Annotated in this window: 11 protein-coding genes; 3 read left to right on the top strand and 8 right to left on the bottom strand. The window is 71.4% G+C overall.

Annotated elements, in window-relative coordinates:
* Positions 1–80 precede the first annotated feature (80 nt).
* From ACIA6C_RS23125 to ACIA6C_RS23115, 3 genes are all read right to left on the bottom strand, one after another.
* Positions 81–1,358: an MFS transporter gene (locus ACIA6C_RS23125; RefSeq protein ID WP_399278501.1), complete on the bottom strand. Its 1,278-nt coding sequence runs from the start codon at positions 1,356–1,358 to the stop codon at positions 81–83.
* Entirely contained in the window at positions 1,306–1,875 is a 570-nt protein-coding gene (locus ACIA6C_RS23120; protein ID WP_399278499.1) for a helix-turn-helix domain-containing protein, read from the bottom strand. Before ACIA6C_RS23120 ends, ACIA6C_RS23125 begins: the two co-directional genes overlap by 53 nt.
* 143 nt (positions 1,876–2,018) lie before the next feature.
* Entirely contained in the window at positions 2,019–2,516 is a 498-nt protein-coding gene (locus ACIA6C_RS23115) for a hypothetical protein (RefSeq protein ID WP_399278497.1), read from the bottom strand.
* Positions 2,517–2,572: 56 nt separating this feature from the next.
* On the opposite strand from ACIA6C_RS23115, the gene ACIA6C_RS23110 reads away from it, so the two are divergent.
* Both ACIA6C_RS23110 and ACIA6C_RS23105 read left to right on the top strand, forming a co-directional pair.
* Positions 2,573–3,589: an LLM class flavin-dependent oxidoreductase gene (locus tag ACIA6C_RS23110; RefSeq protein WP_399278495.1), complete on the top strand. Its 1,017-nt coding sequence runs from the start codon at positions 2,573–2,575 to the stop codon at positions 3,587–3,589.
* 10 nt (positions 3,590–3,599) lie between these two features.
* Positions 3,600–5,996, top strand: a complete 2,397-nt coding sequence (locus tag ACIA6C_RS23105; RefSeq protein WP_399278493.1) for an ABC transporter — start codon at positions 3,600–3,602, stop codon at positions 5,994–5,996.
* A gap of 7 nt (positions 5,997–6,003) precedes the next feature.
* Here ACIA6C_RS23105 and ACIA6C_RS23100 read toward each other — a convergent pair whose 3' ends face one another.
* From ACIA6C_RS23100 to ACIA6C_RS23080, 5 genes are all read right to left on the bottom strand, one after another.
* A complete protein-coding gene (locus ACIA6C_RS23100) occupies positions 6,004–8,301 on the bottom strand; it encodes a family 20 glycosylhydrolase (protein ID WP_399278491.1) in 2,298 nt (765 codons plus the stop codon).
* Between the two features lie 125 nt (positions 8,302–8,426).
* Positions 8,427–9,068 carry a hypothetical protein gene (locus ACIA6C_RS23095; RefSeq protein ID WP_399278489.1) on the bottom strand — a complete coding sequence of 214 codons (642 nt, stop codon included), beginning with the start codon at positions 9,066–9,068 and terminating at the stop codon, positions 8,427–8,429.
* A 95-nt stretch (positions 9,069–9,163) separates the two neighbouring features.
* Positions 9,164–9,904 carry a succinate dehydrogenase/fumarate reductase iron-sulfur subunit gene (locus ACIA6C_RS23090; RefSeq protein ID WP_361132279.1) on the bottom strand — a complete coding sequence of 247 codons (741 nt, stop codon included), beginning with the start codon at positions 9,902–9,904 and terminating at the stop codon, positions 9,164–9,166.
* Entirely contained in the window at positions 9,901–11,883 is a 1,983-nt protein-coding gene (locus ACIA6C_RS23085; protein WP_399278486.1) for a fumarate reductase/succinate dehydrogenase flavoprotein subunit, read from the bottom strand. The genes ACIA6C_RS23090 and ACIA6C_RS23085 overlap by 4 nt, the downstream gene beginning before the upstream one ends.
* Before the next feature lies 1 nt (position 11,884).
* Positions 11,885–12,589 carry a succinate dehydrogenase cytochrome b subunit gene (locus ACIA6C_RS23080; protein ID WP_399278484.1) on the bottom strand — a complete coding sequence of 235 codons (705 nt, stop codon included), beginning with the start codon at positions 12,587–12,589 and terminating at the stop codon, positions 11,885–11,887.
* Positions 12,590–12,683: 94 nt separating this feature from the next.
* Between ACIA6C_RS23080 and ACIA6C_RS23075 the strand changes: the two genes are divergently transcribed.
* On the top strand, positions 12,684–13,562 hold the full coding sequence (locus tag ACIA6C_RS23075; RefSeq protein WP_399278482.1) for a LysR family transcriptional regulator: 879 nt from the start codon (positions 12,684–12,686) through the stop codon (positions 13,560–13,562).
* Positions 13,563–13,574: the final 12 nt, after the last annotated feature.

The raw sequence follows: 13,574 nt of genomic DNA, 5'->3' as shown, positions 1-13,574 counted from the left end.
TCGCCCGCGATGTGTTCGTGATCAGCCTTTCCGCCGGCCACCCTGGCGGAGGGCCTCCGTCCCACCACCACCAGCGGCTGTCACAGGCTGGCCTGGCGGAGTGATCTGCTGAACAGCGCGCCCACGCTGGCGGCGCCTGCGAGGATCGCGCAGCCGGCCATTGCAGTGGCTGGGCCGAAGCGGCCGACGGTCAGGCCGGTGAGGGCCATGGAAAGTGGTGTCAGGCCTGTCAGGGCGAGAGCCATGAGGCTCATCACCCGGCCAAGGAATTTTGGATCGCTGCTCCGCTGGATCAAAGGGATGATCATGGCTGCGACGAATCCGATGGTGAGTCCGAGGCCGGCGGCGACCGCGGCAGCGACGGTGAGCCGGGACGTTGACCCGACAGTTCCGAAGCAGGAGGTACCGAGCACCGCACAGGCCAGGATCAGTGGTCCGGCACGGTTGACGTAGTTCGTGAGGAAGACCATCGACAACGGGCCCAGGATGGCGCCCGCTCCGAACGCGCTGTTGATCAGGCCGATGCCGAACGCTCCCCAGCCGCGTTCTTCCGCGATGAGTGGTACCCCGACGTTGACGGCGCCGGTCAAGCTGAACTCCAGGGCGGCCATGAGGAGCAGAGCGCTGCGCAGGAGGGGGTGGGAGAGGGCGTATCTCAAGCCGCCCAATGTTTCCTGCCACAGCCCGGAGCGTGCGGAGGGCGAGGTCGGAGGGTTGGGCACGTGCAGGAACCACAGGGCGATGGCGGATATGCCGAATGTGGCGGCGTTGATCCCCAGGGAGAGTGCGATACCGCCGGCTCCGGCGGTCAGTCCGCCGGCCGGGCCTCCTGCGATGGTCGCGGCTCTGGACAGGCTGGTACGCAGACCTTGGAGGCGGGCCAGTTCGTTCCCCTCCACAAGGTGGACGGGCAGGGTGTTGGCCGCCGGTTCGAACACGGCATCGAAGACGCCGAAGACGCATGCCACGGTGGCGAGTGTGAGAGTGCCTGGGTGAACCGCAGTGGCGTACAGGGCGAGTCCGGCCATCAGGAGCAGCCGCGCCGTGTCGCTGCCGAGCATCAGTCTGCGGGGCCCTAGCCGGTCGACGAGACTGCCTCCGGCCAGTAGCAGACCGACCTTGGGCAGCGCGCTGACGCGAGGATCAGACCCGCGCCAGTGGCGCCGCCCGACTGCACGGCGGCGACGGCGAGTGCGACGATGAAGAACTGATCGCCGAATTGCGAGAGAGCTTCGCCGCCGAGCCAGGCGAGGAGTCGGGGGTCTTTGAGTCCTTTGCTCAGCGGGGGTAATGCGGCAGTCGCTGTCACGGTTGATACGGGATTCCGTGGACGATGACCACGAAACGCTCGCCTTCACCGGGTGCCGCCTGTTCCTTGGCGTAGCGGTCCAGAAGCGCGGTGAACTCCGCGTGGAGCGAGTCGAGCTGCCCCGGGCTCAGCCGCAGCGTCATGTCGCTGTTGAAGGAATGCTCTTGGCCGTCCGCTCCATGCGTGCCGTCCGATTGCATGTGCTTCTCAAGGATCTCGATGTGGCGTGCGACGACGACCTGGCCGAGCGTCTTGGCGGCAACCTCGGCACCCGGTTCGGCAGCCAGATCCTTGGCTGAGAGGCGCAAGCCGCCCTCGACGACCTTCCACCAGCGTTCGCGGCCGTCTCCACCGTGGTTGGGGGCTTCCTCGATGAGCCCGTACCGGTTCAGCTGGGCAAGGTGATAGCTGACCAGGGGCACCTTCTGGTCCAGCTCGTTGGCCAACAAGGTGGAGGTGGCCATGGGGTGCGCCGCGAGGGCGTAGAAGATCCGCAGGCGCAACGGCTGCGCGAGAGCGCGCAATGCGGCCGCGGTGGTCACGGGACGTGACGAGTGTTCAGCCATACCGCAACCGTAGATGTTCAGTATTTGTTGCGCAATAAATCCTGAGCAACTGCCACCTGTTTCTGCCTCCGTCGGAGCCAGCCGCATCACCGCGCACTCGTGCGGGTCCGCTTCGACTGCCCCGCACTCTTGCGTCGGGTGCGTCAGGTGCGGCCCTCGGTTTCCTGGGCGGCGGTGAGTTCCGGGGCGTCCGCGGCCCAGTCGGCCGGTACCACCCGGAAGCCGGCCTCGCGGGCGGCCTGGCAGACGAGTTCGTCGTCGTCCACGAGCATCCGGACCTCGCGGCCCCGGGCGATCCGGCCGAGCACCTCCAGCTTGGTCGTCCGGGCGGGGCGGCGGTCCCGGTCGCCGCGCATCCACAGCCGGCCCTCGGGCAGCCCGTGCCGCGCCAGCCATTCGACGGTGTCCTTCCGGCAGCGCTCGGGCCGTCCGGTCAGGTACACCACCTCGCAGTCGGCGGCGCTCTCCACCGCCAGGGCCACCCCGCGCGCGAGCGGCGGATCGGCCGGGGCGGCGCCGAAGAAGCCGTCCCAGTCGCGCGGGCGGCGCTCCAGGAAGTGCTGGCGGTGGCCGGTGTCGGACAGGGTGTTGTCGATGTCGAAGACGGCCAGCGGCCGGCGGTGGGCGCTCTCACGGGACATGGCCGCAAGCCTACGGGCTTCGGGAATCCTGGCGGCCCGGCGGCGTTGAGAGGTGTGTGATCCCCCGCATCTCGATACTCGACCGGTCCCGCACCCGCCAGGGGCACCCCGACCCGCAGGCCCTGCGGGACACCGTGGACCTCGCGCGCGAGGCGGAGCGGCTCGGCTACCACCGCTTCTGGGTGTCCGAGCACCACAGCGTGCCGGGCGTCGCGGGTTCCGCGCCCACCGTGCTGGCCGCGGCCGTGGCCGCCTCCACCCGCCGGATCCGGGTCGGTACCGGCGGGGTGATGCTGCCCAATCACCAGCCGATGGTCGTCGCCGAGCAGTTCGGGGTGCTGGAGGCGCTGTTCCCCGGCCGCATCGACATGGGCGTGGGACGCTCGGTCGGCTTCACCGACGGGATCCGGCGGGCCCTGGGCCGTGGCACCGGGGAAGCGGACCGGTTCGAGGAGCAGCTCGCGGAGCTCCTGGGCTGGCTCGACGGGACCCAGCAGGCATACCCCGAGGTGCACGCCCGCCCGGCGGAGGGGCTGCGGATCCCGGCGTACGTACTGGCCACGGGCGAGGGTGCGCGGATCGCCGCCCGGGCCGGGCTGCCGGTGGTGGTGGGCGACCTGAGGGCCCGCGACCGGGTCGCGCAGGCCGTGGCGGCGTACCGCGAGGAATTCCGGCCCTCCCCCTGGGGTGCGCGGCCGTACGTGGTGGTCTCGGGAACGGTGGCGGTCGCGGCCACCGAGGAAGCCGCCCGGCGGATCCTGCTCCCGGAGGCGTGGGCCCTGGCGTACTCCCGCACCCGGGGGAGTTTCCCGCCCCTGATCCCGGCCGGGGACATCGAGGCGCTGGAGATGACCGCCAAGGAGCGCGAGCTGTACGAGGGCGCGCTCCAGGGGCATGTCCACGGCACCGAGGAGCAGGTAGCCGAGGAGCTGACCGGGATCGCCGGGGCGCTGGGCGCCGACGAGCTGCTGGTGACGACCTCCACGTACGACCGCACGGCGCTGCTGGATTCGCTCGGCAGGCTGGCCGCCCTGGCGGGCCTGCCCACCAGGGCCGACGACGACGCCCCCTAAACTGGGACGAATGCACCCCCACACCGCTCCGGAGACCGACGCCCGCGACCCTTACGTACGGGTGCGGGGCGCCCGGGAGCACAACCTGCGCGGCGTCGACGTGGACATCCCGCGCGACGCCCTCACCGTCTTCACCGGCGTCTCCGGTTCCGGCAAGAGCTCCCTCGCCTTCGGCACCCTCTACGCCGAGGCGCAGCGGCGTTACTTCGAGTCCGTGGCCCCGTACGCCCGACGGCTCATCCACCAGATCGGCGCCCCGAAGGTGGACTCCGTCACGGGGCTGCCGCCCGCGGTCTCGCTAGAGCAGCGGCGTTCTTCGCCCGGTTCCCGGTCCTCGGTCGGGACGGTGACGATGCTGTCCAACTCGCTGCGGATGCTGTACTCGCGGGCGGGCACCTACCCGCCGGGCGCGGAGCGGCTCGACTCCGACTCCTTCTCCCCCAACACGGCGGCCGGGGCCTGCCCCTCCTGCCACGGCATCGGCCGCATCCACCGCACGAGCGAGGAACTCCTCGTACCCGACCCGGAGCTGTCGATCCGGCAGGGTGCGATCGCGGCCTGGCCCGGTGCCTGGCAGGGCAAGAACCTGCGGGACATCCTGGAAGCGCTCGGGCACGACGTGGACGCGCCCTGGCGGGAGCTGCCCGCCGAGGACCGCGAATGGATCCTGTTCACCGAGGAGCAGCCGGTGGTCACGGTGCACCCGGTACGGGACGCCGACCGCATCCAACGCCCCTATCAGGGAACGTACATGAGCGCCCACCGCTATGTGATGCGGACCTTCGCCGACAGCAAGAGCGCCTCGCTGCGCGCCCGCGCCGAGAAGTTCCTCGCCGACTCGCCGTGCCCGGTATGCGAGGGCCGCAGGCTTCGTCCCGAGGCCCTCGCCGTGACCTTCGCGGGGCGGACCATCGCGGAGCTGGCGGCGCTGGCGCTGACCGAGCTGGACGAGGTGCTGGCGTCCACGCCCGCGGCCGGGGAGGCGGCGCGGGTACTCGTCGAGGACCTGCGGGCGCGGATCGGGCCGGTCACCGAGCTGGGTCTTGGCTACCTGAGCCTGGACCGGAGCGCGCCGTCGCTGTCTGCGGGCGAATTGCAGCGGCTGCGGCTGGCGACGCAGCTGCGGTCGGGGCTGTTCGGGGTGGTGTACGTGCTGGACGAGCCGTCGGCGGGGCTGCACCCCGCCGACACGGAGGCGCTGCTCGGCGTGCTGGACCGGCTCAAGGCGGCGGGGAACACGGTGTTCGTGGTGGAGCACGACCTGGAGGTGGTGCGGCACGCGGACTGGCTGGTGGACGTCGGGCCGCTGGCCGGGGAACACGGCGGGCGGGTGCTGCACAGCGGGCCGCCGCAGGCGCTGGCCGCGGTGGAGCGGTCGGCGACGGCCCGGCACCTGTTCGGCACGGGTGGACCGGCCCCGGCCCGGGCGGCGCGCACCGCGACGGGCACGGTCCGGCTCAGCGGGATCGAGCGGCACAATCTGCGGGGTGTGGACGCGGAGTTCCCGCTGGGCGTGTTCACGGCAGTCACCGGAGTGTCCGGGTCGGGGAAGTCCACGCTGGTCGGGCAGGCGCTGGCCGGGGAGGTCGGGGAGCGGCTCGCGGACCGGGAGTTCCCGGTGCGGCGGCTGGTGGAGGTGGACCAGAAGCCGATCGGACGTACCCCGCGCTCCAACCTGGCGACGTACACCGGGTTGTTCGATGTGGTGCGCAGGCTCTTCACCGCGTCGCCGCAGGCGCGGGAGCGGGGCTGGAAGGCAGGGCGGTTCTCCTTCAACGTGCCGGGCGGCCGCTGCGAGACCTGCCAGGGCGAGGGCTTCGTGTCGGTGGAGCTGCTGTTCCTGCCCAGTACGTACGCCCCCTGCCCCGAGTGCGGCGGCGCGCGGTACAACTCCGAGACGCTGGAGGTGCGGTACGAGGGGCTGAACATCGCGGAGGTGCTGGGCCTGACGGTGGAGTCGGCGTCGGCGTTCTTCGCGGGGGTCCCGGCGGCGGCGCGCAGCCTGCGGGCGCTGGAGGACATCGGACTGGGCTACCTGCGGCTGGGGCAGCCCGCGACGGAGTTGTCGGGCGGCGAGGCGCAGCGGATCAAGCTGGCGACGGAGCTCCAGAGGCTGCGCCGCGACCACACGCTGTACCTCCTGGACGAGCCGACGACGGGACTGCATCCGGCCGATGTGCGGGTGCTGCTGCGGCAGTTGCACGGGCTGGTGGAGGCCGGACACTCGGTGGTGGTCGTGGAACACGACATGGAGGTCGTCGCGGGCGCGGACTGGGTCATCGACCTGGGCCCGGGCGGCGGGGCGGACGGCGGACGCGTGGTGGCGGCCGGAACCCCGGCGTCCGTGGCCCGGGCGCCGGGCAGCGTGACCGCCCGCTACCTCGCCCGGGCGCTGGGGACGGCGTAACCGGCTCTCAGGTGATCTGCCACTGCTGGTAGGGCGAGTCCTGGGCCGGCTGCTGGGTGACGGGTGCTCCGTCCACACCCGAGGCGGTCGTCAGCAGGAGCGCGCTCTTCTTGTTGACCACCGAGTAGCCGCCGGCGGCGAGGGCGGTGAGCTGCCAGCGCTGGCTGTCGCCGCCGGTGCAGGCCGCCTGGACGACGGCCGCTCCCGTCCCGCTGCCCGGGACGTCCGCGCAGAGGGTGGAGGCGCCGTTGACGAGGGTGTAGCCGCCGGCGCCGTCGGGGTCCAGCCGCCACTGCTGGTTGGCGCCGCCGTGCGGTGTCCAGGTGATCAGCGGGGTGCCGGAGGCGGTGGAGCTGCCCGGGTCGTCGAGGGCCTTGCCGGCCGCGGTGAGGGTGCGGGCGCCGCCCAGGGGGTCCCCGTACACCTCGAACTCGTAGAGGGAGTAGCCGTACCCGGTGCCGCGCTGGGTTCCGTAGACGCGGATGTAGCGGCCGGTTCCGGTCAGGCCCGTCAGGTCCTGGACCGCGCCCGCCCCGGTGCCGGTGGCGTAGACGGTGCGCCAGGTGGCGCCGTCGTCGGAGAGCTGGATCTGGAAGGACTTCCCGTACGCCGTCTCCCAGCGCAGCACCACGCGGTTCACGCGCCGAGCGGAGCCGAGGTCGACCTGGAGCCATTGCGGGTCGGCGTAGGCGCTGGACCAGCGGGTTGCGGGATCGCCGTCGGTGGCGGCGGCCGCGGGGAAGTTCGCCGTCTCGGTGCTGGAGGCGGTGGTCGGGCGGCCCAGGGCCAGGTTGCCCGGCTGGGCGGCGCCGGACCAGGCGGGGTTGTGGCCCACGGCGGCGACGATCGGGGTGAAGCCGGCGTACGCCGCGACCGGCTTGGGTGAGCCCCAGGTCTGCTGGGCCAGGGCTCGCAGCGGGTACATGATGCCCGCGGCGATCTGGTCCTCGCTCTCGGCGGTGGGATTGTCGCACCAGACGTGCAGCAGCGAGCCCGGGTTCTTCGCCGGGTCCGCGAGGGTGGCGCCGCCCTCGAAGCGGTCCGCGGTCCAGGTCTCGTACATCCACTTCGTGTCCGGTTTGGCGCCGCCGAGGACGTAATAGGTGGGCGTCCAGGAGTCGTTGGCGACGGTGTGCCCGGCGGCGGCCAGCTGCTGCGGGGTGAGGCCGTAGCTGTACCAGTATTCGACGACGATGCCCGGGTTCGGGGTGAGCGTTCCGTCGCCGGATTTGATTCCGTCGTTCCACATGCGGGTGGTCTTGCCGCCGGCCCGCACGAGGGCGTCAGCCCAGTTGACGAACCCGTAGAAGGTGTCCTTGGCGGTGGCGTTCGCGCCGTAGTGGGCGCGGGCGTAGCCGAGGAGCTGCGGGTATGCGGCGTAGTCGATGACGTACTCGTCGGCGCCGATGTGCCAGTACGGCCCCGGGAACAGGGGCAGGTACTCGGTGATCAGATCCTTGATCAGCGTGTACGAGGCGGGGAGCGAGAGGTCGATGAAGTCGGGGCTGAGGGCGCCGGAGCTGCTCTTGAGCCGCAGTTCGGGGTGCGCGGCCAGCAACGCGTTCATGTGTCCGGGGGTGTCTATCTCCGGGACGATGGTGACGTGGTACTTGCGGCCGAGGGCGATGAGGTCGGTGATGTCCTGCTTGGTATAGTGGTCGGTGGAGACGATCTCCGGGTGCGTGGAGCTTTCGAGGCGGAAGCCGAAGGTGTCGGAGAGGTGGAAGTGGAAGGTGTTGAGCTTGAGGTAGGCCAGTTCCTTGATGTGCTGCTTGAGCCAGTCGACGGTGAAGAACTTGCGCCCCTGGTCGACCATGAGGCCGCGCTCCGCCTTGGCGGGCCAGTCGACCGCCGTGCCCGCCGGCACCGTCGTGGATTGGCGCAGGAGTTGAAGGATGCTGCGGGTGCCGTTGAAGGCGCCGGTGTCGGTGGCGGCCTGGACGGTGAGGGACGTGCCGACGGTCATCCGGTAGCCCTCGGCGGGCAGGGCGGGGTCACCGAGGGTGAGCCCGATGTCCCCGGGGGCGGCGCTCCCGGTGACGACGGAGACGCTGCGTCCGGTCAGCGCGCGCAGGTCTTCCGCGAAGGTGGCCGCTTCGTCGGCGAGCTGGGCGGTGTGGGCGGGGTCGACGGCGATGCGGGAGGTTCCGGTGAAGGTGTACGCGCCGGTGCCGGCCGTCCATTGCCGAAGGGCCGGTACGGTCTGCGGCGCGGCCGCGACGGCCGCCTGGGACGGGGCGGCGCCGGGCAGGGTCAGCGCGAACACCGCGCAGGCGGCGGCGATCAGGAATCTGAGCAGGCGCATGGGCTGCCTCCAGCCGGCTGTGGCCGCAGAGCGGGACGGTGCACAAGTGCAGCTCAGTGTCGAGAACATGTCAATGCATGCTCGGAACACGGCTGGATCGAGCACTGCCGCGCAACGGGGGTTCCTCAGGCGTCGCCGGGCAGCAGGTGCTGGGGCAGTTCGCGGAAGCTCCACCGGCCCTGGTGGCGGGTGAACATCCAGACGAGGTCGTGGCGGTCGGGCCACTCCGCAGGAACCCCCAGCACGTGGTGGGCGCCGAGGGCGCGGACCAGGGGCGGGATGCCGGGGTGCTCCCAGCACACGAGCACGGGCATCCGCGACGCCAGCACCGCCTGCGCGAGGGCCGGTTCCGCACCGACGGCGAACTCGGTGCGCACGGGCAGGTGCAGGGCGGTGGCCAGCGGCTCGACGGTCTGCTTGCAACGGGCGGGCGCGGCCGGGCCGCCGGTCGCGAAGAGCGTCGCCGGGCGGGGCAGCGGGGCCCGGGCGCCCGGGGGGAACAGCCGCAGCAGTTCCTCGGCGCGGCGCTCGCCCCGACCGGCCAGGGACCCGGGGTGTTCGGTGCCGTCGTCGTCCTCGCCGGTGTCCCCCGGGGGCGGCTGCTCACCGTTCCGGATGATCATGACGAGGGCGTCCTTGGGGAGGGCCTCGGGGCCCGGGGCCGGGCGCGCGGACCGCGTGGTGCAGCCGGCCACCGCGAGCGGTGCGAGGGCGGCGGCCAGCACGGCTCGGCGGCGCGGTCCGGAACCGGCGGGGGCGTGTGCCATGGGGCCACTCTCCCCCACACCGGGACCCGGCCCCGGGCGCGGCGCGGCGTACGGGCCCCACGAGCCCCCGGTCGGCGGATGGCGCCCCCCTTCCGCTACGCCTTGCGGACCGCGCGGAGCCACTCCTTGTTCATGGCGGCGATCGACGGCAGCGGGATCCCCTTGGGGCAGGCCGTGGCGCACTCGCCGGTGAGGGTGCAGCCGCCGAAGCCCTCGTCGTCCATCCGGGCCACCATGTCCAGCACCCTCGTCTCCCGCTCGGGCGAACCCTGCGGCAGCACGTTCAGGTGGTTGACCTTGGCGGAGGTGAACAGCATCGCCGAGCCGTTGGGACAGGCCGCCACGCAGGCACCGCAGCCTATGCACTCGGCGTGTTCGAAGGCGTAGTCGGCATCCGCCTTGGGCACGGCGGTGGCGTGCGCCTCGGGGGCGGAGCCGGTCGGGGCGGTGATGTACCCGCCGGCCTGGATGATCCGGTCGAAGGCGCTCCGGTCGACGACGAGATCCTTGACCACCGGGAACGCCGAGGCGCGCCACGGCTCGATGTCGATGGTGTCGCCGTCGGCGAAGGCGCGCATGTGGAGCTGGCAGGTGGTCGTCCGCTCGGGGCCGTGGGCGTCACCGTTGATGACCAGGCTGCACGCACCGCAAATGCCTTCGCGGCAGTCGTGGTCGAAGGCGACCGGGTCCTCGCCGCGCAGGATGAGGTCCTCGTTGAGGGTGTCGAGCATCTCCAGGAAGGACATGTCCTTCGAGATGCCGTCGACCTCGTACGAGGCCATCGCGCCGGGGGTTTCGGGGTTGCGCTGGCGCCAGACGCGCAGGGTGAGCCTCATGCGTAGCTCCGCTGGGTGGGGTGGACGTACTCGAAGACGAGGTCTTCCTTGTGCAGGACGGGCGCGATGCCCGTGCCCCGGTACTGCCAGGCCGCCGCGTAGCCGAACTCTTCGTCACGGCGGGCGGCTTCGCCGTCCGGGGTCTGGGACTCCTCGCGGAAGTGCCCGCCGCAGGACTCGGCGCGGTGGAGCGCGTCGAGGCACATCAGCTCGGCGAGCTCCAGGTAGTCGACGATGCGGTTGGCCTTCTCCAGCGACTGGTTGAACTCCTCGCCGCTGCCGGGGACCTTGATCCGCCGCCAGAACTCCTCCCGGATCTCGGGGATGCGGGCGAGCGCCTTGCGCAGGCCTGCGTCGGTGCGCGCCATTCCGCAGTACTCCCACATGAGTTCGCCGATCTCGCGGTGGAAGGAGTCGGGCGTGCGGTCGCCGTCCACGGCGAGCAGCTTCGCGAGGGTGTCGCGGGTCTCGCGGACGGCGGCCGCCGCCTCGGGGTGGGTGTCGTCGACGGTGTCGTGGTGCGGATTGCGGGCCAGGTAGTCGTTGATGGTGGAGGGCAGTACGAAGTAGCCGTCGGCGAGGCCCTGCATGAGCGCGGAGGCGCCGAGGCGGTTGGCGCCGTGGTCGGAGAAGTTGGCCTCGCCGATCGCGAACAGGCCGGGGACGGTGGTCTGGAGGTCGTAGTCGACCCACAGTCCGCCCATCGTGTAGTGGACGGCCGGGTAGATCCGCATGGGTACTTCGTACGGGTTCTCCGCGGTGATCCGCTCGTACATGTCGAAGAGGTTGCCGTACTTCTCGGCGACCTTGTCCTTGCCCATGCGGCGGATGGCGTCGGCGAAGTCCAGGTAGACGCCCTGGCCGCCGGGGCCGACGCCGCGGCCCTCGTCGCAGACGTTCTTCGCGGCGCGGGAGGCGATGTCGCGCGGCACCAGGTTGCCGAAGGAGGGGTAGATGCGCTCCAGGTAGTAGTCGCGCTCGGCTTCGGGGATCTCGGCTGCGGGGCGGGTGTCGCCCTTGGCCTTGGGGACCCAGATGCGGCCGTCGTTGCGCAGGGACTCGCTCATCAGCGTGAGCTTGGACTGGTGGTCGCCGGTGCGCGGGATGCAGGTGGGGTGGATCTGGGTGAAGCAGGGGTTCGCGAAGTGGGCGCCGCGGCGGTGCGCCCGCCAGATGGCGGTCGCGTTGGAGTTCATGGCGTTGGTGGAGAGGTAGAAGACGTTGCCGTAGCCGCCGCTCGCCAGCACGACGGCGTCGGCGTAGTACGTACTGATCCTTCCGCTGATCAGGTCGCGGGCGACGATGCCGCGGGCGACTCCGTCGACGGTGATCAGGTCGAGCATCTCGGTGCGGGCGTGCATCTCGACGTTGCCCGCGGCGATCTGCCGGGACAGCGCCTGGTAGGCGCCGAGGAGCAGCTGCTGGCCCGTCTGGCCGCGGGCGTAGAAGGTGCGCGAGACCTGGACGCCGCCGAAGGAGCGGGTGTCGAGGAGACCGCCGTACTCGCGGGCGAAGGGGACCCCCTGGGCGACGCACTGGTCGATGATCTCCACGGAGATCTGTGCGAGGCGGTGGACGTTGGACTCGCGGGCGCGGAAGTCGCCGCCCTTGACGGTGTCGTAGAAAAGGCGGTGTACGGAGTCGCCGTCGTTGCGGTAGTTCTTCGCGGCGTTGATGCCGCCTTGGGCGGCGATGGAGTGGGCGCGGCGCGGGGAGTCGGAGTAGCAGAACTGGACCACGTGGTAGCCCTGCTCGGCGAGGGTCGCGCCGGCCGCGCCGCCGGCCAGGCCGGTGCCGACGACTATGACGGTGTGCTTGCGGCGGTTCGCGGGGTTGACCAGCTTGGCCTCGAAGCGGCGGCGGTCCCAGCGTTCGGCGATGGGGCCGGCGGGTGCCTTGGTGTCGGCGAGGGGCTCGCCGGTCGTGTAGGCGGTGTAAGCGGTGTAGTCGTTACTTTCGTTGCTGTCGTTGCTGCTCATCTCAGCTCACCACTCCGGTCATGACGGCGACGGGCACGGACGCGAAACCCGCGAAGAGGACGAGGGCCAGGGCGTTGGCCAGGAACCTGAGGGACCACTCGCGCCGGGCGTTTCCAGCTCCGAGGGTCTGGGCGGCGCTCCAGAAGCCGTGCCGTACGTGCAGGCCGAGCGCCGCCATGGCGACGAGGTAGATCGTGTTGCCGTACCACGTGGAGAAGGTGGCGAGGACGTTCTGGTAGGGATGGCCGGCCCATGCGCGCTCGTTGACGGTGAGCGTGGTGAGGTCGAGGAGGTGCCAGACGATGAACAGGGCGAGGATGACGCCGCCCCAGCGCATGGTGCGGGTGGCGTAGCTCGCGCGGCGCCTCTTGTGGGCGTACTTGACGGGGCGCGCGTTGATGTCGCGGCGGCTGAGCTGGTAGGCGCACGTCCCGTGGGCGACGACCGCGGCGACGAGCACGACCCGGACGATCCACAGCGCCCACTCGTGGTGCAGGAAGGGGGATCCGAGGGTGCGCAGCCAGTGCGCGTAGCCGTTGAACTCCTCCGGGCCGAAGAAGATCTTCAGGTTACCGAGCATGTGGACGACGAGGTAGCCGAGCATGATCAGGCCGGAGGCGGCCATCACGGACTTCTTGCCGACGGTGGAGTCCCAGAGCGTTCGCGTGGTGGACGGCCGTCGATCCGTCCGCGGTGCCAGAGCCATGGAACGACGGTAGGGACGGAGGTCCCGAAAGGTCCAAGACATGATGGAGCTGCATTCGATAGGGAATGCCTATACATCGGGTTAGCCTGGGGCGATGCAGTTCCAGCAGCTCCTGTATTTCGTGGCCGTCGCCGAGACCCGGCACTTCACCCGGGCGGCCGAGCGGGTCCATGTGGCCCAGCCGTCGCTCTCGCAGCAGATCAGGGCCCTGGAGCGGGAGCTGGGGGCGGAGCTGTTCAGCCGGGCGCGGGGCAACATCGCCCTCACGGATGCGGGAGAGGCGCTGCTGCCGCTGGCCCGGCGGATCCTCGCCGACGCGGATACGGCGCGCCTGGAGGTGCAGGAGCTGGCGCAGCTGCGGCGCGGGCGGGTGCGGCTGGGGGCCACGCCGAGCGTGTGCACCGGGTTGCTGCCGGACGTGCTGCGCGCCTTCCACCGCGCGCACCCGGGGATCGAGTTGCTGATCGAGGAGAGCGGTTCGCTGGACCTCGTACGGGAACTCGCCCGCGGAGTCCTCGACCTGGCCTTGATCGCGTTGCCGCTGCCGCCGTCGGCGCCGGCGCTGACGACGGTGGAACTGCTGACCGAGGACCTGGTGGTGGTCTCGTCGGCGGACCGGCCGGCGCCCGGCGGGGGACGGCCGCTGACCATCGCGGCGCTGCGCGAGGAGCCGATGGTGATGTTCCGGCACGGCTACGACCTGCGGGACCTGACGGTCGCGGCCTGCCGGGCGGCGGGGTTCGAGCCGGTGTTCACGGTGGAGGGCGGCGAGATGGACGCGGTCCTCGGCTTCGTCCGCGCGGGGCTCGGTGTCGCGGTGGTCCCGGCGATGGTCGTCGAGCACGGCGGGCCGGGGCTGCGCGCCACCCCCCTCGCCGGATCCCCGCTGCGCCGCACGATCGCCCTGGCCCACCGCACGGATGTCGCTCCCCCGCGCGCGGCCCGCGAGCTCAAGCGCATGCTGCTGTCCTGACTCCGCCGCGCA

This window comes from Streptomyces sp. NPDC051578, assembly GCF_044454045.1.
Classification (GTDB): domain Bacteria; phylum Actinomycetota; class Actinomycetes; order Streptomycetales; family Streptomycetaceae; genus Streptomyces.
This window is presented reverse-complemented; position numbering and strand designations above follow the sequence as displayed.